We start from the raw sequence: 26,652 nt of genomic DNA, 5'->3' as shown, positions 1-26,652 counted from the left end.
CTAAACCTGTTTTCAGCTCCATTTTCATAAATGAAGCCGAAAACGGGAATCTGCTTTTTGGCGGATGGCCGAATTTATACTAAACTTAACTTGAAAAGAGTTAATACTCTACGGGTCAATTACGTATGTTGTCTGGGAAACTTGCTTTTCTTAGGCTTCAGGTAAACAGTTTCTGGCTTATATCTTAACAATTTCTCTTTCTTTATGCGCGCCGCCAATTCGTTACATACTGTCTTACAGCAGCTTCAGGCGTTCAAGCGCAAGTTTTATCTTAACCTCTTGGTGAAAGGGGCGCTGCTGGCCTTGGGCTTGCTGCTGTCTTCGTTTTTGTTGATTACGCTGCTGGAGTATTTTTTTTACTTCCAGCCAGAGGTGCGTGCATTTCTGCTGTTCTCTTTTCTGGGCTTGAGTGCCTTTGCCGTGATTAAATGGCTTTGGACTCCGCTGATGGCCTTGGCCAATCTCAAAAAACTGCTGTCAGATGAACAGGCCGCCCAGCAGGTGGCCAACTATTTCCCAGAGATTCAAGACCGGCTGTTGAATTTGCTTCAGCTCAAGAACTTGGCTTTGAACAATGATTTGGTAGCGGCCAGCGTGGAACAACGGTCAGAGGAGTTGGTGGGCTATAAGTTTCCGGAGCGGGTAAAGATTACCCAAAACAAGTCATACTTCAAGTTTCTGCTGTTGCCGCTGGCCTTGGTCTTGGTGCTGGCGTTCATTTATCCGGCGCTGTTTGTGCAGGGCACCGAGCGTATCCTCAATTTCAAGACGCATTACGCGCCCAAGGCACCATTTGAGTTTGTGATTCAGAACAAAGCCCTGCAGGCGTTTAAAGGCGAAAATTTCCAGCTGTTGGTGACTATTGAAGGCGATAAAATTCCGGAAGAAGTAGCGCTAGTATTAAATGGCCGCGAAATTCCGCTCAAAAAGCTGAAAGGCCAGACCTACGCGTATGAATTTGAGCAAGTGCAGGAGAGCGTGGACTTCCAGGTGACCGGTGCCGGCTTTTACTCCAGTCCCAACCGCCTGAACGTGGTGGCACGGCCCATGCTCAAGCAACTGCGCGCCGAATTGAAATACCCAGCCTATACCGGCAAACCCGCTGAAACGTTAGATAACACCGGCGACCTTTCTATTCCAGAAGGCACCCAAGTAACCTGGCGCCTGGCCGCTGATGACGCAGATTCCCTCTGGCTCCAGTTTGATGCGCCCAGACAAACGGTAAAAGCACAGGAGCAAGGCGAAGAATACGTGGTGAAGAAAACCTTCGTGCAGAGCCAGGCTTATAGCATGCACCTCAAGAACCGCTATTCAGAGAACAAAGAACAGATTTCGCACCAGGTGATCGTGATTCCAGACCGCGCGCCGGAGATTACGCTGGAACAATTCAGAGATTCTGTATTGTATTCCTATTTGGTGGTGGGTGGCACCATCTCAGATGATTATGGTTTTAGCCGTTTGGCGCTGCATTACCGCGTTTTAAAGGGCAACAATAGCGCAAGTGGTTACAAAGCTGTCAGCATTCCTTACAGCGGCTCGTTGGCCACGCAATCGTACTTCCATCAACTCAATCTGAAACCGTTTAACCTGCAACCCGGCGACAAGTTGGAATACTATGTGCAGGTCACAGACAATGACCAGGTGCCAAATCCTAAGAGCGTCCGCACCTCAACGTTCATTTTTAAATACCCAGATCCGGCTGAGCTTAGAAAGTCCATTGACGAATCTGCTGACCAAGTGGCTTCGCAGATGAAATCTTCCATGACCAAGGCCGAGGAACTGCAGAAATCTTTGGAGCAGAACGAAGAAAAGACCAAACTCAAGAAGGAACTCTCTTTCCAGGACAAGAAAGCGCTGCAAGAATTAGCCGAGAAAAAGAAAGCCCTGCAAGAAGAACTGGCCGAACTCCAGAAGATGAACGACCAGCTGAACCAGCAGCAGGAGCGTTTTTCGCCTCAAAACGAGAAACTAGCCGAAAAACGCGACCAGCTCAAAAAGATGATGGACCAGTTATTGGACGATGAAACCAAGAAACTCTACGAGGAACTGGAGAAACTCCTGCAACAGAAGCAACCAAACCCCGCCCAGATTCAGCCGCTGCTAGACAAACTCAACAACAAAGAAGAGAACCTGCAGAAAGAGTTAGACCGCATGCTGGAGATGTTTAAGCAACTGCAAGTAGAGCAGAAACTGGACAACGCTATGCAGAAGCTGGACGAGATGTCCAAAAAGCAGGAAGACCTGGCCAATAAAACCGCAGACCAGAAAGAAAAGGCTGACCAGAACCTACAACAGGAGCAAAAGAACCTTCAGGAAGAATTCAAGGAAATGCAAAAAGACCTGAAAGAAGCCGAAGAACTGAACAAGCAACTGGAGAATCCAGAGGACATGCCTAAGACTGACGAGTTGGAAGAACAGATAGAGCAGGAGCAGGAGAATGCCCAAAAGTCCATGGACAAAGGCCAGAACAAGAAAGCCAGCCAACAGCAGAAATCTGCTGCACAGAAAATGAAGGAGATGGCCCAGCAGATGCAAAGCCAGGAATCTGAAAGTGACATGCAGCAGATGCAGGAAAACCTAGACCACCTGCGTGATATTCTGGAGAACCTACTCAAGCTTTCCTTTGACCAGGAAAAACTGATGAAAGACTTCAGAAGCGTGCAACAGACAGACCCCAGGTTCATCGCCATGGCCCAGCAGCAGATCAAACTCTCTGATGACGCCAAAATCATTGAAGACAGTTTGCTTTCCCTGGCCAAGCGCGTGGTACAGATTCAATCCTTCGTGACCCGTGAAGTAGGGGAGATGGAAGAAAACATGGACAAAAGCTCAGAGTCTATTAAAGACCGTAACCTCTCCAAGACCGGCACGCACCAGCAATTAGCTATGACGTCTATGAATAACCTAGCGTTAATGCTGAGTGACGTTCAGAAACAGATGCAACAGGCCATGATGGCCGCGCAGCAGAGTGGACCCGGCAAGAAGAAAGGCAAAGGCAAGGGACAAGGCAAAAACCAACCGGGTGCTTTGGGACAAATGCAACAGCAGCTCAATGAACAGATTCAACAGCTACAAAAAAGTGGCCAGAGCGGCAAAGCATTGTCAGAATCTTTGGCCCGCTTAGCAGCACAACAGGAACGCCTACGCAATGCCATGAAAGAGATTGGGCCGGCGCAAGGGCAACCCGGTGGCAAAGACGGCGGACAGAATCTTAGTGATTTGACCAAGCTTATGGAACAAACCGAGACTGAACTCGTTAATAAACGTCTTACGGAGGCTACTGTTAACCGGCAGAAAGAAATTTTGACGCGTATGCTGCAAGCTGAGAAGGCTGCCAATGAACGTGACCTAGATGAAAAACGGGAGGCTAATACCGCCAAGGAACTGCCTGCTCGCATTCCACCGTCACTTCAGAAGTACCAGGAACGGCAAAAACAGCAGACAGAAACCCTCCGTCAGAACCTACCTGCGTTAACTCCTTATTATAAAAAACAGGTAGATGCTTATTTTAAAAGATTAGGTTATTAGATTTGCAGACATTTCAGATATAGTGAACATATTATGAATCAAGTAAAAATTCAGATTCCTTCTATCATTGAGAATATCCGTATTGTGGAGAGCTTTATTGACAACTCCCGTGAGAAATTCCAGATTGAGGATGATATCTACGGTAACATTATGGTGGCCGTGACGGAATCTGTGAACAACGCAATCAGACACGGCAATAAATTTGATAAAGACAAGAACGTTTATCTCTCTCTTTTTGTAGAGCCAAACCAATTGCGGTTTGAGATACAAGACGAAGGAAACGGCTTTGACCCTGAGACCTTATCTGACCCTACTGCCCCAGAGAACCTAGAGAACCCAGGTGGCCGCGGTATCTTCTTAATGCGTAACCTCTGCGATGATGTTTCTTTCAGCAATGACGGCCGCACGGTTTCTTTAACCTTCAAAATTGAGAATGCAGGAATTGGCAATTGAGTTCTTCACTGAGGAGATTGACTTTGAAGTAAAGAACGAAGAAAAGGTCAAAGCGTGGCTTTCAGAAATAATTTCTAAAAACTCCTTCGAACTAGAATCTTTGAACTACATTTTTTGTTCCGATGAATATCTTTATCAGATGAATGTAGAGTACTTAGAACATGATACGCTAACTGATGTCATCACCTTTGATAACTCCGATATAGAAGGAGTTATTGAAGGTGATGTTTTCATTAGTATAGATAGGGTTGTGGATAATGCTTCTACTTTCCACATTTCTGTAGAGCAAGAACTTTACCGAGTAATGGCCCATGGCCTGCTTCACCTGCTTGGATATGAAGATAAAACCGCAGAAATGCAGATTTTAATGCGTTCCAAAGAAGAAGAGTGTTTACATCTATTAAACTTGTAAACAGGTTTACATCAAGTTTTCCTCAGTTATCAACAATGTTTCACGTGAAACATCACACTAATCCACACCATGTTCACAAGTTATGATGTTATTGTAGTTGGGGCGGGACACGCAGGCTGTGAAGCCGCACATGCAGCCGCCACTATGGGGTCGAAGGTATTGCTCGTAACCATGAACATGAATACCATTGCCCAAATGTCTTGCAACCCAGCTATGGGCGGCGTGGCCAAAGGGCAGATAGTACGGGAAGTAGATGCCTTGGGTGGCATGTCTGGAATCATCACAGACAAAACCATGATTCAGTTTAGAATGCTAAACATGTCTAAAGGCCCTGCTATGTGGAGCCCACGCGCGCAAAGCGACCGGATGCTCTTTGCCGAGGAATGGAGATTAGCCTTAGAACAAACTCCAAACGTAGATTTCTGGCAAGAAATGGTGTCAGAGATTTTAGTGGAAGATGGCAAGGCGGTAGGCGTAAAAACAAGCTTAGGAATTGATATTAAAGCCAAGTCTGTCATCTTAACCAACGGCACCTTTCTAAATGGAATCATTCATATAGGTGAGAAAAAATTAGGAGGCGGCAGAGCGGCAGAGAAATCAGCTAAAGGAATAACGGAGCAACTAGTGACCCTAGGTTTTGAGGCTGGACGCATGAAAACCGGCACTCCGCCTCGTGTAGATGGCCGTAGCTTGAACTATGATGTAATGGAAGAACAGAAAGGAGATGAAAACCCATCTAAGTTCTCCTATACAGATACACCATCTCTTGCTAAACAAAGAAGCTGCTACATTACTTATACAAATACCAAGGTTCATGAAATCCTGAAAACTGGGTTTGAGAAATCTCCTATGTTTCAAGGAAGAATCCAAGGATTAGGTCCACGTTATTGTCCGTCTATTGAAGATAAGATCAACCGTTTCGCAGAGCGTGACCGTCATCAGATTTTTGTGGAGCCAGAAGGCTGGAATACGGTGGAAGTTTATGTGAACGGTTTCTCTAGCTCTCTTCCAGAAGATGTGCAGTTAAAAGCACTTCGGGAGATACAAGGATTTGAGAACGCCAAGATGTTCCGTCCAGGCTATGCCATTGAGTATGACTTCTTCCCACCAACTCAGTTAAGCTTGACACTGGAAACCAAATTAGTGGAAAACCTCTACTTCGCGGGGCAAATTAACGGTACCACCGGTTATGAAGAAGCCGCTTGCCAAGGCCTTATGGCCGGAATCAATGCCCATAATAAGGTGTATAACAAAGAACCGTTCGTTCTAAAAAGGTCAGAGGCTTACATTGGTGTATTGATTGATGATTTAGTAAACAAAGGTACCAACGAGCCTTACCGCATGTTCACTTCCCGCGCGGAACACCGTATCTTATTGCGTCAAGACAATGCTGATTTACGGTTAACAGAAAAAGGTTATCAATTAGGCCTTGCGTCAGAAGAACGTCTAGAGAAAGTAAACCGAAAGCGCAAAGACACCCAAGAAGTATTGGCCTATCTAACGCAAAAAGGAATTGAGCCTGAGGAAGTGAATGCCACGCTACTTTCCCTTGATTCCGCTCCCATCAGTGAAAGAGCCAAGGCCGGTAACCTGTTGAAGCGGCCTAACGTGGAACTGGAGCATTTAATGCAGTCCTCGGAAAGCTTGAATCTGTATTTGAGCAAGTATCTGCCAGATAGTTTAGAGCAGGCGGTTATTCTTTTAAAATATCAGAGTTATATTGAGAAAGAAAACCAGATGGCCTCTAAAATGGAGGAACTGGAGAATTACCGCATTAAAGACCGGTTAGACTATAAGAGCATGACGGCCCTTTCCAGTGAGGCCCGGGAGAAACTGTTGAAGGTACAGCCAGAAACCTTAGGACAAGCATCGCGCATAAGTGGGGTATCTCCGGCAGATATCTCTATCTTGATGGTTTATTTAGGAAAATAGAATGAGCTACGAACGGCTAGACCATTGCCCCATTTGTTCCAAAACAGAATTTAAGAATTTTCTAGTAGTACAAGATAAGAGTGTAAGCCAGGAAAGCTTTGTGATTGTGCAGTGCACCAACTGCCAGCTTAAATTTACCAATCCGCGTCCGCCTGAGGAAAGCATTGGCCCTTACTATGCTTCTGAAGAATATATTTCGCATTCAGATACGAGCAAAGGATTGCTGAACAAGACCTATAGGTTAGTCAGGTCCATGGCGGTGAAAACCAAAGTGGAACTGGTGAACCGCTTGGCCGCCAAAGGCAGGATCTTGGACTACGGTTGCGGGGTAGGGTACTTTCTGCAGGCCTGCCAGAAGCAAGGTTGGGCGGTGGAAGGAGTAGAGCCCAATGACCAAGCCCGCCAGCAAACCGAAGAGAAAATAGGCAAACCTTTGTACAACGGTGCTGTGGAAACCTTGCCCACTGAAACCTTTGAAGTGGTAACCATGTGGCACGTGTTAGAGCACATCCACCAGATAAATGAAACACTAAAGGCCTTGGTAAATGCTACCAAAAAGGGTGGTCATTTGGTAATTGCCGTTCCTAATGCAGATTCGTATGATGCCAAAAAGTACGGAGCAGATTGGGCAGCGTATGATGTTCCAAGGCATTTGTACCACTTCAATAAGGCCAGCATGCAGAAACTGCTTAAAAAGCACAAGCTGGAACTAAAGGAGGTATTGCCCATGAAATGGGATGCCTATTATGTGAGCATCTTAAGCGGGAAGTACAAGCACGGTCAGACCAAGATGCTGGATTCATTCTTTACCGGGTTCCGGTCTAATTTGCACGGCGCCAAAAACGGAAACTCCTATTCCAGCCAAATCTTCATCGCCCAGAAAAAATAAATTCACAGACACTAAAAATGACCTTATAGCGCTACTATAAGGTCATTTCCATTTTACAGCTCAACATGAAAAACAAGCTTAAAAACGGCTTCTACCTACTTTCCATTGTTTTTATGACTGCCTGTGCCAGTGTGGGAAACCCTGAAGGGGGAGAACGGGACTCCATCGCGCCTAAACTGGTTTCATCTGTTCCTCTGAATGGCGAAGTCAATTCCAGGCCAAAGTCCATTGTGCTCACCTTTGATGAACCAATCCAAACCTTGGACCTGAACCGGCAACTGATCATTGCCCCATCCACCGACAACACCTACAAAACCAGAATAAAGGACAAAACCTTAGAAATCACATTCACCAACCCCTGGCTGGACAGTACTACCTATAGCCTTAATTTCAGAAACGGCATTGCCGACGTCACCGAGAAAAACAAAGCCAAAAATGTCACCATCACATTCAGTACAGGAGCATTCCTGGATTCCGGCAGGGTAGAGGGCAAAGTATTCAATGTACTCACCAATCGTTTACCAGAGGAAGTAACCATACTTCTGTTCTCCACGCAAGACACGGGCCAAATAGCCAAAGGCAAAGCACTCTATGTCACCAGTGCAGATTCCAGCGGCTCGTTCGCGTTTAAGAACATCAAAGAGGGCAACTACTTTATTTATGCCTTGGCAGAGAGCAATAATAACCTGCGCTATGACAATGAAAAAGAGCAACTAGCCTTTCTACCAGATTCTATACAGGTAAGACCCGCTGTTACCGGTGTAAGCCTGGCCTTGCATACCCAAGACATCACGCCCCCAAGGGTTATCTCCAAAAAGAGCTTCTTGAATGTGTATGAACTGGAATACAATGAAGGCATATCGGCTATCAAGCTTTCCGGAAATTTAGAAACAGACATCAGAACTTTAATAGACGCTAACGGCCGCACGGTACGCCTCTTTCCAGCAATGGCCGAAGAAAGAACCTGGCTGGTAGAAGCCACCGACAGCTCTGAGAACAAAAGGGTAGATACTGTGGCCGTGAGGCTCACTGGCAAGGCAACTCCCAGAAGAAACAACACCTTCACCATAGCCAGCGGCTCCACCGTTAAACCCACCGAACCTCTAAAATTGGTGTTTGACTTGCCCACCAAGATAATAAACCCAGAAGGAGCCATTCAATTAGTGGCAGATACTATTACCACAATTAACAGCGCCACTGCCAAAGACTTTCAATTCAACCAGAACCAGACCGAGCTCACGGTAAATCTTGTGCACAACGCCAAACGGGAACTAAGCGTGAAAATTGACACCACCAAGGTACTGCCATTTATTGGCGAACCTTATGCCAATGAGCCCCAACGCGTTCAGGTATCAGATAGACCCACCACGGGTAGCTTACGGGTTGCTTTGAGTACTACCAGATCCAGTTTTATAGTGCAGCTAATGCAGAATGACAAAGTGGTGCGGGAACTAGCCAACCAAAAAACCTTCACTTGGGACAATCTGCAGCCGGGCACCTATCAGATACGAATTCTGGTGGATGAAAATAACAACGGAAAATGGGACAACGGTTTGCTAAGCGAACGGCGCATTCCAGAGAAAGTAATCCTGCACACCGAGCAATTTCCTATAAAAATTGACTGGGAAATCACCGTTAATCCGGCCATAGCGTTTTAAGGAATATCCGGTGGATAACTGTGGAGAACCCAAGGGATAACTTCAGGCTAAGTCTCATAACTCAACGCAGCTTTCAACTAGCTACCATGCATGGAGCCCAACTTGTGAAGACCGGTGCATAAAAACAGGAATTTCTAAAAGTTATGCACCTGTGAATTCACCTCGGGTTGATTTCCCCAAGAAAAATGTGAAAAAGTGGAAAGCCTAAATAACTTCTTGACAGCTAATAGAAAAGAATCCACAGACCAGGCGTATAACTCAGGGCATTTCGCCTCATAACTGAATGCCTTGGGGAAACGCTGGGGATAACAAAGTTTATCCACTTCTGCACAGCGCTAATGATGAAAGAGATTTATTTATTTAAAAATCATTTTATAATAGATATCACGTGGACCGGGTGGAAAAGTGGAAAGCCGGGAAAAAAATCAGGAAGAGAAAGGGGAGCTGGGGCGCGGCGCCAAAAGCCCAACCCGCAGGAAAAACCAAAAACGTGTGGAATAAATACGTTTTTTGAGTAGTTTTATAAAAACATGCCGGCAACGGTACCATATAAAGCAAACATTATGGAAGAGAACAACGAGCAGTTTGATCATGAGATTCGGTTGGGCCAGGGAATTGGGGAGTTAGTCTTCGGTTTGAGCATGGACCAGGTAGAGGATCTCATGGGCGAGCCCGAAGAAATAGAAGAGTCAGACGACGAAGACGAATTTGAGCACAAAGCCTGGAACTACTGGGACACCGGTTTCTCCTTTTACTTTGACAAGGAAGATGATTACCGCCTCAGCTGCATAGAAACCGCCAACCCCAACGTGACCCTCTGGGGCAAGAAACTGTTTGAGATGGAAATCCAGGAAGTGGAAGACTTGTTCAAGCAGCAGGGCGTGCAATCTGTGGAGAAAGAGAAAATTGAGAACAACGTGACCTGCCTGTCTTACGAGAAAGAGATGATTGACCTTTACTTTGAAGAAGGAAAGCTGTTGGCCATCAACTTTGGCGTACACATGGATGATAACCTGGAAGTCCTGTGGCCCAGCGACAACCAAGCCACATCATAAGGGGAAATCCATTATATAAGCCATTCAGCATTGGTTTAAAGAAGGCTGTATCTAGTGGCTATTTCCGTTTTCAGGCTCATTTCTGAAAATGAGGCCAAAAACGGAAATTTAACCAAGCCTACACGCTCTGGCTACATTTTCAGTTTAGCAGACCCAGAAAATTCAAACCAAATGCCTGGTAAACAAAATAGCCGCTCTAGAGCGGCTATTTTGTTTATATCTATGTGAGAGCAGGGTTACCCCATAAAATACGCTTTAATCTCTTCCTGAATAGCCGGGTTAATGGCAATGGCCAAAAGAATGGAGATCAATAAACCAAGAGCCACGGAGAAGATGTCTTTGCCTATCAATTTAAAGGTCTTGGCGAACTTGGTAGTAGAATCTCTGGACCTGATGCGCATTCCCAACTCGCGGCCCGCCAGCAAGCCCACAAACACCCAGGTAGTACTCATGGGCACGTTGTTGACTTCCTTGAAATAATAGAGAATGAGCGCATACACCAGGTCAATAATGGTGGCACTGCGTACATCCCGCACCTCAGATTTCTCATTGATGATGTTCTGTATCTTCTCACCGCGCATGTAGAAAATATACGCCAGACCAAAGAAGATAAAAGCCGCAAAGGCTGCGAACTCCCACACATTCAATTGGCGGGGAAGGTACACCGCAATGTTGGCCAGATCCTGAGCCAGCCAGATATGCCACAGAAAGCCACTGATGATCCACTGGGCCCAGATCCAGGCACCATGGGCCTGGCCTTTTATAAACTTCTTGATGATGTTAGTTAATAGCAGATACAGAAACAAGGCCACTAAAAAGGCAGCCACGTAGCCCATCAAACTCTTGTTCACCATACTTAAAATAGCCTTGGAGTCAACGGTGAAAACGCTCAGGAGCATAAAAGTGGTGGAAACCGGAATCCGGAAGCGGGTGAGCAGGAGCAAGATGACCGGGGCGGCTATCTGCAGGAACACAAAGCTGGTAGGCGTATCTTTGAACCCTTTGGAAGAAAGGCGTTCATACGTGACATCGCCGTTGAAGACGTACCAGCTGTAAAAAACGGTGGCCAGAAAAATGCCGCCCATGAAAAGCCACTGCCAGTACCATTTTTTGTCTTCGTTGGAAACAATGAACGTGCCTATGGTTTGTATGCTGTCATTGGCAATGGCAGAGTAGCCCGCAAATGCAAACCCCACCCACATGGCCACAGAGGCATACGGGTACACCACGCCCACCAGAATAAAGGAAAAGGCAATAAAGTAAAGGAAGCTTTTATCCCGCTTGAGAATGATGTCCAGAATACCTATCCGTTTCCGGAATTTGTAGGGTTGGGCAGGAACCAGGGATCCTTTTCCCTTCTTACGTTTGGCCATTAAGTTTATTTAAAGGTAGAATGAAGTCAAATAGAGCCGTAAATAAAACCAGAATATTACGTGAATACGATAATCCTGAAGGTAAGATAGAAAATAGATACCAACTTTGAAGGAAGGGCCACGTCCGGGTAGCTCTGTGACAGTTAAATAAGCCGTTAGCTGCTAGGCCACTTTTCCGTTTTCGGGCTCATTTCCATAAATGAGCCCGAAAACGGCTATACACAAGAAGAGCCTCCCTGGTACTAGGGAGGCTCTTCTTATATAAAAGTCATACAGGCCTTAATCCATCATCCACCGGAACAAAAGGAACAATGAACCAGACAGGAACATGGAAACCGGCAGGGTCAGCACCCAGGCCAGGGCAATGTTTTTGATGGTACCGGCATTCAGGTTTTTAATGCCCTTGTTGGCCACCATACTACCGGCAATACCAGAAGACAGAATGTGGGTGGTACTTACCGGCAGCTTGAACACAAACGTGGAGAAACCTATCACGCTGGCCGCCATGAACTCCGCCGAGGCGCCTTGCGCGTACGTGAGGTGTTCCTTGCCAATTTTCTCGCCTATGGTTTTCACAATCCGTTTCCAGCCAATCATGGTGCCCAGGCCCAGGGAAAGCGCAATCATCATGATCACCCAGTCTGGGGCGTAGTCTGTGAACGAGCGCATGCCGGTCACGCCTTCGTTGAGTACGTCACGGTCACGCTGGCTAATCGTGATGTCTTTGCTTTCCAGCAGGTTCTTGGAGTTCTTGGTGATGAGCAGAATGTCTCTTCTCAGTTTGAAGCGGGCATCATTGGGAAGTTCTTTTAAACCGGCGCTGGCCGCGAAGATGGTTTTCATCTCCTGCACTTCCTCGTTCAAATGGCGCAGCTGCTGCGCATCTGAGGCAGAGAGCACTGTGCTGTCAACCTTACCCAACACCTGCTCCACTTTCACCAGCGACGTTTGCAACTCAAACGGGTTCTTGGTTTGGTCCAGCGCAAAATACGTAGGCACAATGGCTATCAAAATCAGCATTACCAAGCCCACGCCTTTCTGACCGTCATTTGACCCATGGAAGAAAGACACCAGCGTACAGGTGATGATCAAGATAATTCTAATCCAGAGCGGCGGCGCCTTGCGTTTGTGAGGTTCTTTGAAAATGGTCTTGTTCTTCACAAACCGCTTCAGCAAGAACATCAGAAACACGGTGAGCGTGAACCCCAGAAACGGTGATACTATCAGTGACATGCCCGTTTTGGTGGCTTCATCCCAGGCAAACGTAGTGCCGCTGGTAGAAGGCAGCAGGGAATAAGCAATGCCCAGACCCAGAATAGAGCCGATCAAGGTGTGCGAACTGGAAGACGGAAGGCCATAATACCAGGTACCCACGTTCCAGACTATGGCACTCACCAGCAGGGCGCCCACCATGGCCACGCCATGCCAGACGTCTTGGTCAATGAGCGTTTCAATGGGCAAGAGGTACACAATGCCCATGGCCACGCCAATACCACCCGCAAAAACCCCAATAAAATTCCAGAAGCCAGACCATACCACCGCCGCCCAGGGCCGGAGGGTGTTAGTGTAGATAACCGTGGCTACGGCATTGGCTGTGTCATGGAAACCGTTCACAAATTCAAACGCACAGGCTGCCAGCAAACAAATTACCAGCAGAATCAATAAGTCAGTCTCTAATCCGAACATAAAAATTGAGGGTGAGAAAAAAAGCTGCCAAAACTACTAGTTAAAAGTATGTCCAATGTTACCGAATTGTTAAATCACATAACATTGGGGTAACATACGCTAAATAAAATAAAATAAAGACCAAATAATCAAAAAGATAGGAGCCTGGTTCCCAACGGCGGGCTAACATGCAAATCATACAGCTTTGTGCCACTAAAACCCCTATATTTGCGCCCATGAGCACAACTGAGAAAACCACAGAAAACGCACAGCTGAAAGATATCATCTCGCACGCCAAGGAATACGGCTTCGTGTTCCCGTCCAGCGAGATTTATGACGGCTTGCAGGCGGTCTATGACTATGGCCAGAATGGGGTGGAACTGAAGAACAACCTCAAAACGCTTTGGTGGAAATGCATGACCCAGCTGCACCAGAACGTGGTGGGCATTGACGCGTCCATCTTCATGCACCCGCACACCTGGAAAGCCTCGGGCCACGTGGATTCGTTCAACGATCCCATGATTGACAACCTGGACTCCAAGAAACGCTACCGCGCCGATGTTCTCATAGAAGAAAAAGCCGCCGAGTACGAGAAAGCCGGTGATGTGGAAAAAGCCAACGCACTGTTGCAGGAAATGGGCCGTCTCTTGGGCGCCGAAGACCTGAAAGGCGTGCAGGAGCTCATTATCTCAGAAAATATAAAGTGCCCAATATCAGGTACTTCTAAGTGGACCGATGTGCGCCAGTTCAACCTCATGTTTTCCACACAGGTGGGCTCCGTGGCAGAGGACTCCAGCACCATCTATCTACGCCCTGAAACTGCCCAGGGAATCTTCGTGAATTTCCTGAACGTGCAGAAATCTGGCCGTATGAAAATTCCCTTCGGGATTGCCCAGATTGGGAAAGCGTTCCGGAACGAGATTGTGGCGCGCCAGTTCATTTTCAGAATGCGCGAGTTTGAGCAGATGGAAATGCAGTTCTTCGTTCGCCCTGGCACCGAGATGGAATGGTACCAGCACTGGCGCACCATGCGTAAGAATTGGCACGAGGCACTGGGCGTTCCCGCCAACAAACTCCGGTTCCATGACCACGAAAAGCTGGCCCACTACGCCAACGCCGCCGTGGACATTGAGTTTGAATTCCCCTTCGGCTTCAAAGAAGTGGAAGGCATCCACTCCAGAACTGATTTCGACCTAACCCAGCACCAGAACCTGAGCCGTAAAAAGCAGCAGTACTTTGACAATGACCTCAACGAAGACGGAAAACCTTTCGGAAACTATGTGCCGTACGTGGTGGAAACGTCCGTGGGCGCTGACCGTCTGTTCCTGATGACGCTTTGCAACGCCTACCAGGAAGAGGAAATCACCGAAGGCGAGAACACCAAAACCCGTACCTTCCTCAAATTCCATCCGGCCATTGCCCCGGTGAAAGCCGCCGTTTTCCCGCTGGTGAAGAAAGACGGCCTACCCGAGAAAGCCATGGAGATCTTCAATGACCTGCGCTTTGACTTCAACATGATTTACGAGGAGCGTGACGCCATTGGCAAACGCTACACCCGCCAGGACCTGATTGGAACGCCGTTCTGTATTGCCGTGGATTACGAGACCCTGGAAAACGACACCGTCACCGTACGCGAGCGCGACAGCCGTGAGCAGAAACGCATGCACCTCTCAGAACTTCGCCAGTACATTGGGGATGCCGTGAGTTTCAAACGTATTTTTGAGAAGCTGTAATCTCCGTTTTCGGCTTCATTTCCAGAATTGTGCCCAAAAACAGAAAAGGCGTTCCTGTCATGGGAGCGCCTTTTTTATTGATGTAAGATTAATTTTGACGGTCATCCCAAAATGTTCTGCGAAAAGTTAGCAACGCGCTCTTCGTAGGACCGGGCAGCCAATCTCCTGATTGGCGAAACTACCGAACGCATATTTACTTATCAGAAGCTGGTATTTAAAATTATTCACCAATCCCTACCAAATTAAATAATCCGGAATATGTGGGAGGCAAGGCATTGCCTGGTCTCTACATTAAAAAAATGCGTTTTTGGCTCCATTTCTGAAAACGGAGCCAAAAACGCATTCTGGTTTCTCTTCTAAGATTTAGGAAAGAGGCGAATCTAGCGTGACGCCATGCCCAGCAATTTCTGAATCTAATTGCAAATGTTCACCCTGCTGTTGGAAACCGCCCGTAAACGGATGCTCTGCTATAAACAAAGGTGTATCTAAATCCACGAAGTCAAAGCCGCCAATGCCCGCTGCGAAGTGTGCCGAGAAAGTCATGGCCAGGATGCTCTCCACCATGCCGCCAATCATAAGACCCAATCCGTGCACTTTTGCCAGCGCGGCCATCTGCAAAGCTTCCAGCACACCGGCTTTCATCAGTTTTATGTTGACAACCGAGGCACTTTTGTCCTGTGCCAATCGGGCCACGTCTTTCGCGCAGCGCGCTGATTCATCGGCGGCGATGGGGAAAGGGCAGGTGGTTGCCAACATGGCCAAGTCTTCCCAAGATTCCCGCGGAAGTGGTTGTTCCAGTAAGATAACGGGTATTTTGGCTTCTTGCAGCCGGTGGACAAAGTCTTGAGCCCGCGTTAAATCATAGCCGCAGTTTCCGTCTATAATTAATTTGGCGTCTGGAGCCGCGGTGTGGATAGCCTGCATTCGTCTAAAATCATAGTCCACATCCACGCCTTCGGTTTTTACTTTGATTATGGAGAACCCACGGGCTACAATGGACTTGGCTGAAGCGGCAGCATGGGCTTCATCCCCGGCAGTGATGGTGAGGTCTGTAATCAGTTGGGTCTGCACACCTCCAAAGAACACATACAACGGCATGTTGTAATGCTTGCAGAGCGCATCCAAAATAGCCATTTCCAGTCCGCAGCGGGCGGCGGGGGCATCATACGCGGCGGCTTCCAATTCCTTGGCCAGCGTGCGCCAGTTTTTCACGTCTTTCTGGAGCATCAGCTTTTCCAAGTTCTGCAGCACGGCCAACGTACTTTCCTGTGTCTCGCCGCTCACAGCCGGGAACGGAGCCGCTTCGCCCAAACCCGTGGTGCCGTTGGCCAAGGTAACTTGCACCACCACATTTTCTACTTGGTACTGCGTGCCCGTGGCAATGGCGAAGGGCTCGTTCAAAGGCAGGTTGAGCGGTTGATAACTGACAGAGACAATTTGTGTAGGAGACATGGCAAACGTTGAAAAGTGCAGCGGCAAATAAACAAAGAAGCAGCGTGCCGCCCATCATAAAGCCGCTTAAAAATGAAGCGGAATAAAGAAAGACCAAAGTTGTGCTGTGAAAAAGTGGATTCCTGGTTTTGCCTTCGTTTCCAATTCAGAACCCAAAAACGCCAGGTTTTCCACGGAGCCGGTGCGCGTCTTCTTTATTTTAGATAGCTGGTATTTCACACATTGCTATGGCGCGAGACTCCAGTCTTGTGACTTGGGATGAAGTGAGTCTCCAGACTCGCAGTGAACCACAAACCGAACATATAGGAAAAGGAGTCTGGAGACTCCACACATCTGGTACCACGAGTATGGAGACTCGCGCTAGTAATCCGCCTCCAAAGTGAATTTCCGTTTTTGGCCTCGTTTCTGGAAATGAGCCTGAAAACGGGAGTAATCCTTGAACCCGCTACACAAGTTTTTATTCTTAACTTTGCTAAAAGAAGGAAGTGAGCGTCATAGGTTTTAATTTGCGCATTCTATCCTTCGGCAGCGCCTATGTTATTGTGGGCGAGCCTTGAAAAACTGAAACAACACCCATAGCAACCCATACGGTGAAGTACAACGAGTATAAGCAACTGGATTACGCGAACCTGGCCGAGGAGGTGAGAGCCTACTGGAAAGAGAACCGCATCTTTGAGCAATCAGTGGAGACCCGCGAAGGGAAACCCACGTTCGTATTTTATGAAGGGCCGCCCTCGGCCAACGGCGCACCAGGCATTCACCACGTGATGGCCCGGGCCGTGAAAGACATTTTCTGCCGCTATAAAACCCTGCAGGGGTTTCAGGTGCAGCGCAAAGGCGGCTGGGACACACACGGCCTTCCCATTGAGTTGCAGGTGGAGAAAGAATTGGGCATCACCAAGGAAGACATCGGCAAGACCATCTCGGTGGAGGAGTACAACGCCCGCTGCCGCGAAACCGTGATGCGCTTCAAAGACCAGTGGGACGACCTCACCGAGCGCATGGGTTACTGGGTAGACCTTGATAACCCCTACATTACCTTTGACAACCAATACATAGAGTCTAACTGGGCGCTGCTCAAGAAACTCTATGACAAAGGCTACCTCTACAAAGGCTACACCATTCAACCATTCTCCCCGGCGGCCGGAACTGGTCTGTCGTCACACGAGTTGAACCAGCCGGGCACGTACCGTAATGTGAAGGACACGTCTATTGTGGCGCAGTTCAAGGTGAAAGAAAACAGTAAATCCACATTCTTGTTTGACTCCCTCTCCGTTGGAGAGGGTCGGGGTGAGGTTTCTTTCCTGGCCTGGACTACCACGCCCTGGACTTTGCCGGCCAACACGGCCTTGGCGGTGGGCAAGAACATCAAATACGTGCAGGTGCAAACCTACAATCCGTATGTGCACACGCCGGTGACGGTGATCCTGGCCAAAGATTTACTGGGTCAATACTTTTCGCCGAAGGCTGCGGAGTTAGAACTGGACGCGTACCAGCCCGGCGACAAGCTGATTCCGTTTAAAGTGGTGGACGAGTTCACTGGTGAGCAACTGGCGGGCATTGAGTACGAGCAACTGATGCCTTACGTGCAGCCAGAAAAGCCGGCGTTCAGAGTGTTGATAGGTGATTTCGTGACCACCGAAGACGGAACTGGCATTGTGCATATCTCCCCAACCTTCGGGGCCGATGACTTTAGGGTAGCCGCACAGAATGACATACCGGCGCTGTTGGTAACAGATGAAAACGGCAAGCCAAGTCCGTTGGTCAACCGCCAGGGGCGCTTCGTGAAAGAGGTGACTGACTTTGCCGGTATGCCGGTGAAGAACTATGACGGCCTAGACGAGAACGATAAAGAGTACAAAAGCACCGATGTACTGATTGCCATCAAACTCAAAGAAGAGGGCAAGGCATTTAAAGTAGAGAAATACGAGCACAGTTACCCACATTGCTGGCGCACTGATAAACCTATCTTGTATTACCCACTGGACAGCTGGTTCATCAAAACCACCGCGGTGAAGGAGCGCTTGATTGAGCTGAATAAAACCATCAACTGGAAACCAGAATCTACCGGGGCCGGCCGCTTTGGCAACTGGCTGGAAAACCTGGTGGACTGGAACCTGTCAAGGTCGCGTTACTGGGGCACTCCGTTGCCTATCTGGCGCACCGAAGAAGGCGACGAAGAAATCTGCATCGGCTCAGTAGCTGAACTGGACCGTGAGATTGCGCGTGCAATCTCTGCTGGTTTCATGAAGGAAAACCCGCTACAAGCCGGGAAATCCGTTGTGCATAACACGGGCACCAGAGACGAGCACGAAGCGAATAATATGCTGGAATTTGCCGGTGAATTCGCCTTGAGCCCAACCGGTACTGAGGAGCCTCGCGCCGAGTTAGGTGTGACCGACTTCAATTATGACGGCTTCGACCTGCACCGCCCGTATGTGGATAACATTGTGTTGGTAAGCCCCAGCGGCAAGCCCATGAAGCGCGAACTAGACCTGATTGACGTCTGGTTTGACTCCGGCGCCATGCCTTACGCGCAGTGGCATTATCCATTCCAGAACAAAGAGATTTTTGAGCAAAACTTCCCGGCAGACTTTATTGCCGAAGGCGTGGACCAAACCCGTGGCTGGTTCTTCACGCTGCACGCGTTGGCTGTGATGCTGGAAGACAGCGTGGCGTTCAAAAACGTGATTGCCAACGGCCTGGTGCTGGACAAGAACGGCAACAAGATGAGCAAGCGCCTCGGCAATGCCATTGACCCGTTTGAGACCATCGGTAAGTTTGGTCCGGATGCCACACGGTGGTACATGATTGTGAACGCCCCGCCTTGGGATAACCTCAAGTTTAATTTAGATGGAATTACCGAGGTGCAGCGTCGCTTCTTCGGCACGCTGCAGAACACGTACTCGTTCTTCGCGCTGTATGCCAATTTAGATGGTTTCACGTTTGAAGGCGAAGAAGTGCCTGTTGCTCATAGAACCGAAAGCGACCGCTGGATTATCTCTCGTTTGAATACACTGGTGAAGGAAGTAGCCGGTTACTTTGACGATTATGACCCAACTAAAGCCGCCCGTGCCATCCAGGATTTTGTGGCCGATGAATTGAGTAACTGGTACGTGCGCCTCAACCGCAAACGTTTCTGGAAAGGGGAGTTGAACCAAGACAAAACCGCTGCTTACCAAACGCTCTATACCTGTTTGGAGACGGTAGCGAAATTGGCATCGCCCATTGCGCCGTTCTACATGGACCGCTTGTTCTTAGATTTGAACCGCGTGAGTGGCCGCAGCACTGCGGCCTCTATCCATCTGGAGTATTTCCCCCAGGTGCAGGAAGTCCTGATTGACGTAGATTTGGAGCAACGCATGCAATTGGCGCAGAATGTGTCTTCTCTGGTACACTCGCTGCGCAAGAAACACATGATCAAAGTGCGTCAGCCGCTGAGCCGTATTCTGGTGCCTATCTTAGACGAGAAAATGAAGACGCAGCTTTTAGCCGTGGAAGATTTGATTCTCTCTGAGGTGAACGTGAAAAACCTGGAGTATCTTGAAGACACCACCGGCATTCTGGTGAAGAAAATCAAACCCAATTTCAAGCGTCTGGGCCAGGTGTTCGGGCCGAAGTTGAAATTGGTGGCCGCCCAGATTCAGCAAATGAGCCAGGAAGACATCCTCAAAATGGAGCGCGAAGGTTTCTTTGAAATTGCCCTGGAACCAGATGACACCACCGTGCTGAGCCGCGAAGACGTGGAAATCCTTTCAGAAGATATCCCGGGTTGGCTGGTAGCCTCTGAAGGAGCCTTGACCGTGGCGCTGGACATCACCATCTCTGAGGAACTGAAACTGGAAGGCATGGCGCGCGAACTGGTGAACCGCCTCCAGAACCTGCGTAAAGACAGCGGCCTGGATGTGCAGGACAAAATCAGGGTGCAGCTGCAAGGAGGCAATGAAGAAGTGGCTTCGGCCGTTCAAGCCTTTGGTGGTTACATCTCTGAGGAAGTGCAGGCCGTGGAATTGACCGTGGTGCCAGAGTTAGCAGAATCCACCATTTTAGAGATGGAAGGTTTTAACTTGCCGGTTAGAATTGAAGTGGCCAGATAAATGGCTACCGCCGCCAATAGAAAATAGAAGATGAATCGCTTTCCGTTTTCGGGCTTGTTTTCAGAAATGAGCCCAAAAACGGAAGGTTAATCCCAAAACATGAAGTACGCAAAATATTACCTGGTGGCTTTGCTGGTCATCATCATTGACCAAGCAGTGAAGCTGTGGGTGCACCATAACATGTACCCTGGTGGGCCAGGCGAGATTCCTGTATTTGGCGACTGGTTCAAGCTGCATTACACGCTTAACCCCGGCATGGCCTTTGGCGTGGAACTGGGCTCAGATTACGGCAAGATTATACTCACGGTGTTCAGAATGGTGGCCATGGTGGCCATTGGGTACCTGGTGTACCATCTGGTGAAAAACAAATACCACCAAGGGCTGGTCTGGTGCGTGGGCCTGATTCTGGGCGGCGCCATTGGCAACCTGATTGACAGTATCTTCTATGGGGTGTTCATTCCGGGCAACGCGCCTCACGGCGTATCCACGCCCTGGCTACATGGGCAGGTAATTGACATGTTCTTCATTGACATAGGCCGGGTTGATTTCCCGCACTGGATTCCGTTGATTGGCGGTTCTGACATGCACTTGTGGCCTATCTTCAACGTGGCAGACGCCGCTATCTTTGTAGGAGTGCTCATCATCATCCTGAACCAGACTAAGTTCCTGAATCCGCAGCCGCAGCCGCCGGTTCAAAAAGAAACCCACGAAATAAACATTGAACAGGCTTAAAAAGAAGAAGGGCTGCCAAAACTTGGCAGCCCTTCTTCTTTTTACTATGAATCTATTAACTAGAAGGCATAGCCCATGTTCACACTGATGGCAAAAATGTTGGAGCCTTTGTTATAGAAATAGCCAGCGGCCCGGCCCCCGAAGAAAAGGCGGTTATCTGAGTAAAAATCGTTCTCCAGAAACACTTTCCCACCAAAATCACGCTCACGGCTGTGGATGTAATTATTGACATCATTTCCAGACAAGCCGGTTTTCAAATCTACTTCTGAGCGTCTTCTAACAGCCGGGCCTACACCAATCTTAACGCCATAGGTGGGGTGTTCAGTCAAGTCCCACGAAACAGCAGCATCAAACATGACAAATGCTTTACGTGATGTAAAAATCTTCTGCCCTTGATCATATCTGGAAGAACTGAGGTATTCACCGCTCACAGACAGATTCAGGCGGTCAGACAGTTCACGGGTGTATTGCTGAGAGAAGATAGCGCCGCTGTTGTCGCCTTCCACAATATAAGCAAAGCCTACACCGGTCCGGAAGTTATTTTTGTACAAGGCCTGCGCCGATACGGTTTGGGAGGCGAGCAGACAGAAGAACGCCACAAAGAAGGTTTTCATCAGGAAAGAACCGCAGTTGATAAAGTGTTTCATAAGTAATGGTTGAAAATGATCTATAAAGGGTGAAAGGGAGACCATAAGGTATTGTGCATACTTTCTTTTAGAACGTTTGGTTGTGCCCACTGCCTTTTTTGTTGGTATGAGTACTTATACCCATATCTTGTGGTGGCGTGAAATGCTTACATTTGGTAGAAGTGACCGTTGGGTAGCTTAAACCCAGATGCCGTTTTCGGGCTCATTTCCAGAAACGAGGCCAAAAACGCGTGGCTTTCCTTTTCCACTCAAAACCGTTATTGATTCTTCTTATTTCCATTTAAGAGTATGGTATCCCCAAACCCACTTCTTGCCGTTGACCACCTGGAAATAGAGTTCCAGACAGCGCAGGGCGTGGTAAAAGCGGTAGACAACGTGTCCTTTCACCTGCAGAAAGGCGAAACCGTGGCCATTGTGGGCGAATCTGGGTCGGGCAAAACGGTGCTGGCTCTAGCCTTACTGCAACTGATCTTTTCCTCTAAAGTGAAAATTGGCAACGGAAAGGCACTGTTCCATTCTCCGGATGTAGGCTTGGTAAACTTGTTAACGCTGCCCCAACAGCAGATGCAGAAGATAAGAGGCAACGACATCTCCATTATTTTTCAGGAGCCTATGTCATCGCTCAACCCCGTAATGACCTGTGGAAAACAAGTGCGGGAAGTGTTGTTGATGCACAGGCTTATCTCTAAAAAAGCAGCCAATGCAAGAGTTCTGGCGCTTTTTGAGATGGTACAACTGCCTAGCCCAGAAAAAATCTTCAAGAGTTACCCACATGAATTATCCGGCGGACAGCAGCAGCGGGTCATGATTGCTATGGCTATGGCCTGTGAACCGATGTTGCTCATAGCTGATGAACCCACCACCGCCTTAGACGTGACGGTACAAGCCAACATTCTGCAACTGCTCAACCAACTAAGGCTGGAGAAAGGTACCTCGCTTCTTTTTATTTCGCATGATTTAGGGGTAGTAGCCGAGATTGCCGACCGCATTCTGGTGATGCACCAAGGCAAGATAGTAGAGCAAGGCACCACCGCCCAGATTTTCAGCAACCCGCAGCATCCCTATACCAAAGCCTTACTCGCCTGCCGGCCTACGCTTACCACCCAGAAAACCGAGTTACCCACTGTGGCTGATTTTCTAAAGCAAGGTCCAAAGGAAGAAAGTCGTTTCTCTGAAAACAGAGAATCACCTGTGGAAAAGCAGCAGTTGCAAGACATTGCAAAGCAGAATCCACAGACAATCTCGGACCCAGAAAAACCTTTATTGGTGGTAGAAGATGTCCACGTACAGTACACGGTAACTAAAGGCCTTCTTTTTCCTAAAAAAGAGGAAATTAGTGCTGTGAACGGAGTTTCCTTCCAGGTTTTCCCTGGTGAGACTATAGCTATAGTAGGTGAATCTGGCAGTGGAAAAACTACCTTGGCCAAGGCTTTGTTGCAGTTGGTAAAGCCTATGCAGGGCACCATTGTTTTCAACAACCAGAATTGGGCCACGTTGCCTTCTGAGGAATTACGCCGAGCCCGCAAAGATTTGCAAATGGTGTTTCAAGACCCGTTTGGCTCGTTGAACCCCAACATGAAAATAGGCCACACCATAATGGAACCCATGCAGGTACATAAGGTGTTCAAAAGCAGGCAGGCCAGAAAGCAGCGTGCCTTGCAACTACTAGAAACAGTAGGTCTGCAGCCCCATCATTTTCAACGTTATCCCCAGGAATTTTCAGGAGGTCAGCAACAGCGTATCAGTATTGCGCGCGCCCTGGCGTCTAACCCCACGTGTATCATCTGTGACGAAGCGGTTTCTGCCCTAGATGTGTCTGTGCAGGCGCAGGTGCTCAATTTGCTCAACCAACTCAAACGGCAGTTCAACCTCACCATTCTGTTCATCACGCATGATCTGGCAGTAGCTAAATTCATGGCCGACCGGGTACTGGTCATGCACGAGGGCAAAATTGTGGAGGAAGGAACGTCAGAAGAAATCTATGAGCGCCCGCAGCATGCATACACCAAGGCTTTACTGCAGGCGGTGCCGTCTGGGGAACTGGCAGATATTTTAGCGGCCCAGGAGAAACGAAAAGTCTATAAATCAAGTATAGACGAATAGGTATATTTGCGAAACTCTATTCCCTCACCGGCGTTTTGACCCTCATTTCCCAAACGCAGGCCAAAAACCGAAACAGAGTAACGTCTTCCTCTCTAAACAGAAGGCACATATTAATCTATTGAGGCGAAATAATACGCCCAATCTGGCACCAACAGAAAAGAGTGTGTCAGCAACATTGACAAAAAGTAATGGAAAGAAAAAGAAGAGGCCCAGGCACTGGCAACGAGTCAGGCCCACGGTCAGAAAATACAAGAAAAGACAAAGGTGCCCCGCGCGGTGAACGCAGCGGTGGTAGAAGAAAAGCAAGCTCGCCCAATGTGGGGGAAATTTCACGTGCTGTGCTGTTGAACATGTTCAGCACCGAGCCCGGCACCGTGTTCACCTACCGGCAGATTAACCGCCGCCTGGGCGTGACCAACAAAGAAGGCCGCGAAGAAGTCTCCGGCATCCTGAAAACCATGAAGAAGAACGGCGAAGTCCTGCACACGCAAGATGATGCCTACGTTTTTAACCAAGACTATTCTGGCTCTGTCAGCACTACTACCCGAGGCGAACGCGCTTCAAGCCGTCCGGAACGTGGCGGTGAACGCAGCAGCAGCCGGGGGAGCAGAGACCGTGACCGTGACCGCGATAGTTCCAGAAGAGGCTCGGGCCCAACCTTGGTAGGCAAAGTGGATCTGGCCAACGGCCGCCATGCCTACGTGATCTCTGAAGACAGCGAGCAGGACGTGCGCGTGCCCGTGGAGAAACTGATGTTCGCCATGGCGGGTGATACGGTGCGCGTACAGCTCAGAAAGAGCCGCAAACCCGGTGACCGTCCAGAAGGCGAAGTGGTGGAAGTCTTGCAACGCGAGCGCGAAGAAGTGGTAGGCCGTCTGGAAATGTCCAAAGGCTACGGCTTTATTGTGCCCGACATGAAACGCATGTATTTTGACGTGTTTGTGGGCGAGCGCAACCTCAATGATGCCCAGCACGGCGACAAAGTCTTGGTACGCATCACCGAATGGCCAGATGACCCTAAGAAAAACCCCAACGGCGAAGTGATCAGAGTCTTCGGGCCGGCCGGTGAGCACAACGCTGAGATCCACGCCATCATGGCAGAGTTCGGCTTGCCGTTTGAATTTCCGGAAGGGGTAGAGGAAGAAGCCAACGCTATTTCAGACAAAATCACTAAAGAGGAAATTGCCAAGCGCCGCGACTTCCGGAACATCACCACGTTCACCATTGACCCCGCAGACGCCAAAGACTTTGATGACGCCCTGAGCGTGCAACAACTGGAGAACGGTAACTGGGAGATTGGTGTGCACATCGCTGATGTCACGCATTACGTACAGCCTAAATCTAAGCTGGAGAAAGAAGCCTACCGCCGTGCCACGTCAGTGTATCTGGTAGACCGAACCATTCCCATGCTGCCGGAGCATTTGTCCAACGGACTGTGCTCTTTAAGACCGAATGAAGACAAGCTCACGTTCTCAGTAGTGTTTGAGATTGACGAGAGCGCCAAAATCCATAATTACTGGATTGGCCGCACCGTTATCCATTCAGACCGCCGCTTTGCTTACGAGGAAGCCCAGGAAGTGATTGAAGCCGGCGCTGGTGACTACGCCATTGAAATTCTGAAACTGAACGAACTGGCCAAGAAATTCAAAGATATCAGGTTCAAGAACGGAGCCGTGAACTTTGAGACCATTGAAGTTAAATTCAAGCTAGACGAGAACGGCAAGCCACTTTCTCTGTATGTGAAGGAACGCAAAGACGCCCACAAACTCATTGAAGAATTCATGCTCTTGGCTAACAAATATGTGGCCGAGCATGTCTACAAAATGAAGAAAGGCGACAAGAAGCTGACCATGGTGTACCGTACCCACGGCGCGCCAGACCCAGAGAAACTGCAGAACTTCTCCTTGTTCGCGCGTAAGTTTGGCTACAAGGTAGATTTGGAGGAAGGCAAAGACATTAGCAAAGAACTGAACAAGCTGGCTGACCAAACCGAAGGCAAACCTGAGCAGAACGTGCTCCAGAGTCTGGCCATCAGAACCATGGCCAAGGCCAAGTACAGCACAGAAGCTGAGGGTCACTTCGGATTGGCGTTCGCGCATTACTCGCACTTCACCTCGCCCATTAGGCGTTATCCAGACATGATGGCCCACCGCCTGATTGCCCAGTACACGCACAAAGATTTCCACGCCGAGAAAGAGGAATACGACGAGCGTTGCCTGCATTCTTCAGACATGGAGAAACGCGCCGCAGACGCAGAACGTGCCTCCATCAAGTTCAAGCAGGTGGAATTCATCAGCGGCTTCATCGGTCAGCAGTTCAAGGGCATTGTCTCTGGCTTGACAGATTGGGGCATGTACGTGGAGATTGAAGAGAACAAGTGCGAAGGCATGGTTCGCCTGGCAGATTTGCAAGACGATTTCTACGAGCTGGATTCGGCCAACTACCGCATCATTGGCCAGAACAACAAGAAGATTATCTCGTTTGGTGACGAGGTGATTGTGGAAGTGAAAGCGGCCAACGTGTTGGAACGCACCATTGACTTGATCTTGGTAGACACCGTTAAAAAGTAGTAGACCGAGGATCGGCGTTTTCGGGCTCATTTTCGGAAATGAGCCCGAAAACGCAATTGCACCTGTAGCGTCGTGGCACTGACACGTTGTGGTTCTACGCAGCAGGATACTTCTCAAATAAGCAATAACCTGTTTCCGCAGCTTTTGCTGAAGTTAGGTCTGTTGCGTGAAGAGGTGCTATTGTTTCATGGAGCCACGTCGTGTCGGTGCCACGACGCTACGGTTTAGACAAAATTGAAATTCCCGTTTTCGGGCTCATTTTCAGAAATGGGCTCTAAAACGGGAATTTTATGCCTGTTCCAAAACAAAACGGCGCCTTTGCTTATTTTACAGTAGCTTTGATAAATCTCCCT

Annotated in this window: 16 protein-coding genes; 12 read left to right on the top strand and 4 right to left on the bottom strand. The window is 48.6% G+C overall.

The window, feature by feature from the left end:
* The first annotated feature begins 204 nt into the window (after positions 1–204).
* The 7 genes from IMY23_RS13430 to IMY23_RS13400 all read left to right on the top strand — a co-directional run bounded on the left by IMY23_RS13430 (position 205) and on the right by IMY23_RS13400 (position 9,927).
* Positions 205–3,528 carry a DUF4175 family protein gene (locus tag IMY23_RS13430; protein ID WP_192822578.1) on the top strand — a complete coding sequence of 1,108 codons (3,324 nt, stop codon included), beginning with the start codon at positions 205–207 and terminating at the stop codon, positions 3,526–3,528.
* 33 nt (positions 3,529–3,561) lie between these two features.
* Entirely contained in the window at positions 3,562–3,981 is a 420-nt protein-coding gene (locus IMY23_RS13425) for an ATP-binding protein (RefSeq protein WP_192822577.1), read from the top strand.
* Positions 3,962–4,393 (top strand): rRNA maturation RNase YbeY, encoded by a 432-nt coding sequence (gene ybeY / locus IMY23_RS13420; RefSeq protein WP_192822576.1) that lies wholly within the window; start codon positions 3,962–3,964, stop codon positions 4,391–4,393. The genes IMY23_RS13425 and ybeY overlap by 20 nt, the downstream gene beginning before the upstream one ends.
* 69 nt (positions 4,394–4,462) lie before the next feature.
* Positions 4,463–6,325, top strand: a complete 1,863-nt coding sequence (mnmG, locus tag IMY23_RS13415) for a tRNA uridine-5-carboxymethylaminomethyl(34) synthesis enzyme MnmG (protein ID WP_192822575.1) — start codon at positions 4,463–4,465, stop codon at positions 6,323–6,325.
* A gap of 1 nt (position 6,326) precedes the next feature.
* The gene (locus IMY23_RS13410) at positions 6,327–7,214 is read left to right on the top strand and encodes a class I SAM-dependent methyltransferase (protein ID WP_192822574.1); all 888 of its coding nucleotides are present in this window, start codon (positions 6,327–6,329) and stop codon (positions 7,212–7,214) included.
* Between the two features lie 65 nt (positions 7,215–7,279).
* Entirely contained in the window at positions 7,280–8,872 is a 1,593-nt protein-coding gene (locus IMY23_RS13405) for an Ig-like domain-containing protein (protein WP_192822573.1), read from the top strand.
* A 563-nt stretch (positions 8,873–9,435) separates the two neighbouring features.
* Positions 9,436–9,927, top strand: a complete 492-nt coding sequence (locus tag IMY23_RS13400; protein WP_192822572.1) for a hypothetical protein — start codon at positions 9,436–9,438, stop codon at positions 9,925–9,927.
* A 236-nt stretch (positions 9,928–10,163) separates the two neighbouring features.
* Here the strand turns inward: IMY23_RS13400 and IMY23_RS13395 are convergent, their stop codons facing one another.
* Together IMY23_RS13395 and IMY23_RS13390 are read right to left on the bottom strand one after the other, a co-directional pair.
* Positions 10,164–11,300, bottom strand: a complete 1,137-nt coding sequence (locus tag IMY23_RS13395) for a hypothetical protein (RefSeq protein WP_192822571.1) — start codon at positions 11,298–11,300, stop codon at positions 10,164–10,166.
* 279 nt (positions 11,301–11,579) lie between these two features.
* Positions 11,580–12,986 carry an inorganic phosphate transporter gene (locus tag IMY23_RS13390; RefSeq protein WP_192822570.1) on the bottom strand — a complete coding sequence of 469 codons (1,407 nt, stop codon included), beginning with the start codon at positions 12,984–12,986 and terminating at the stop codon, positions 11,580–11,582.
* 215 nt (positions 12,987–13,201) lie between these two features.
* On the opposite strand from IMY23_RS13390, the gene IMY23_RS13385 reads away from it, so the two are divergent.
* Positions 13,202–14,698: a glycine--tRNA ligase gene (locus IMY23_RS13385; RefSeq protein ID WP_192822569.1), complete on the top strand. Its 1,497-nt coding sequence runs from the start codon at positions 13,202–13,204 to the stop codon at positions 14,696–14,698.
* Between the two features lie 363 nt (positions 14,699–15,061).
* On the opposite strand, the gene IMY23_RS13380 is transcribed toward IMY23_RS13385, so the two are convergent.
* A complete protein-coding gene (locus tag IMY23_RS13380) occupies positions 15,062–16,150 on the bottom strand; it encodes a dipeptide epimerase (RefSeq protein ID WP_192822568.1) in 1,089 nt (362 codons plus the stop codon).
* A 590-nt stretch (positions 16,151–16,740) separates the two neighbouring features.
* On the opposite strand from IMY23_RS13380, the gene ileS reads away from it, so the two are divergent.
* Both ileS and IMY23_RS13370 read left to right on the top strand, forming a co-directional pair.
* The gene (ileS, locus tag IMY23_RS13375; RefSeq protein ID WP_192822567.1) at positions 16,741–20,247 is read left to right on the top strand and encodes an isoleucine--tRNA ligase; all 3,507 of its coding nucleotides are present in this window, start codon (positions 16,741–16,743) and stop codon (positions 20,245–20,247) included.
* Between the two features lie 99 nt (positions 20,248–20,346).
* Positions 20,347–20,979 (top strand): lipoprotein signal peptidase, encoded by a 633-nt coding sequence (locus IMY23_RS13370; RefSeq protein ID WP_192822566.1) that lies wholly within the window; start codon positions 20,347–20,349, stop codon positions 20,977–20,979.
* Positions 20,980–21,038: 59 nt separating this feature from the next.
* Here IMY23_RS13370 and IMY23_RS13365 read toward each other — a convergent pair whose 3' ends face one another.
* The gene (locus IMY23_RS13365; RefSeq protein WP_192822565.1) at positions 21,039–21,626 is read right to left on the bottom strand and encodes a hypothetical protein; all 588 of its coding nucleotides are present in this window, start codon (positions 21,624–21,626) and stop codon (positions 21,039–21,041) included.
* Positions 21,627–21,914: 288 nt separating this feature from the next.
* Between IMY23_RS13365 and IMY23_RS13360 the strand changes: the two genes are divergently transcribed.
* Together IMY23_RS13360 and rnr are read left to right on the top strand one after the other, a co-directional pair.
* The gene (locus IMY23_RS13360) at positions 21,915–23,729 is read left to right on the top strand and encodes an ABC transporter ATP-binding protein (RefSeq protein WP_192822564.1); all 1,815 of its coding nucleotides are present in this window, start codon (positions 21,915–21,917) and stop codon (positions 23,727–23,729) included.
* A 188-nt stretch (positions 23,730–23,917) separates the two neighbouring features.
* Positions 23,918–26,299: a ribonuclease R gene (rnr, locus tag IMY23_RS13355; RefSeq protein WP_192822563.1), complete on the top strand. Its 2,382-nt coding sequence runs from the start codon at positions 23,918–23,920 to the stop codon at positions 26,297–26,299.
* Positions 26,300–26,652: the final 353 nt, after the last annotated feature.

The organism is Rufibacter sp. LB8 (genome assembly GCF_014876185.1).
Taxonomy (GTDB): domain Bacteria; phylum Bacteroidota; class Bacteroidia; order Cytophagales; family Hymenobacteraceae; genus Nibribacter.
This window is presented reverse-complemented; position numbering and strand designations above follow the sequence as displayed.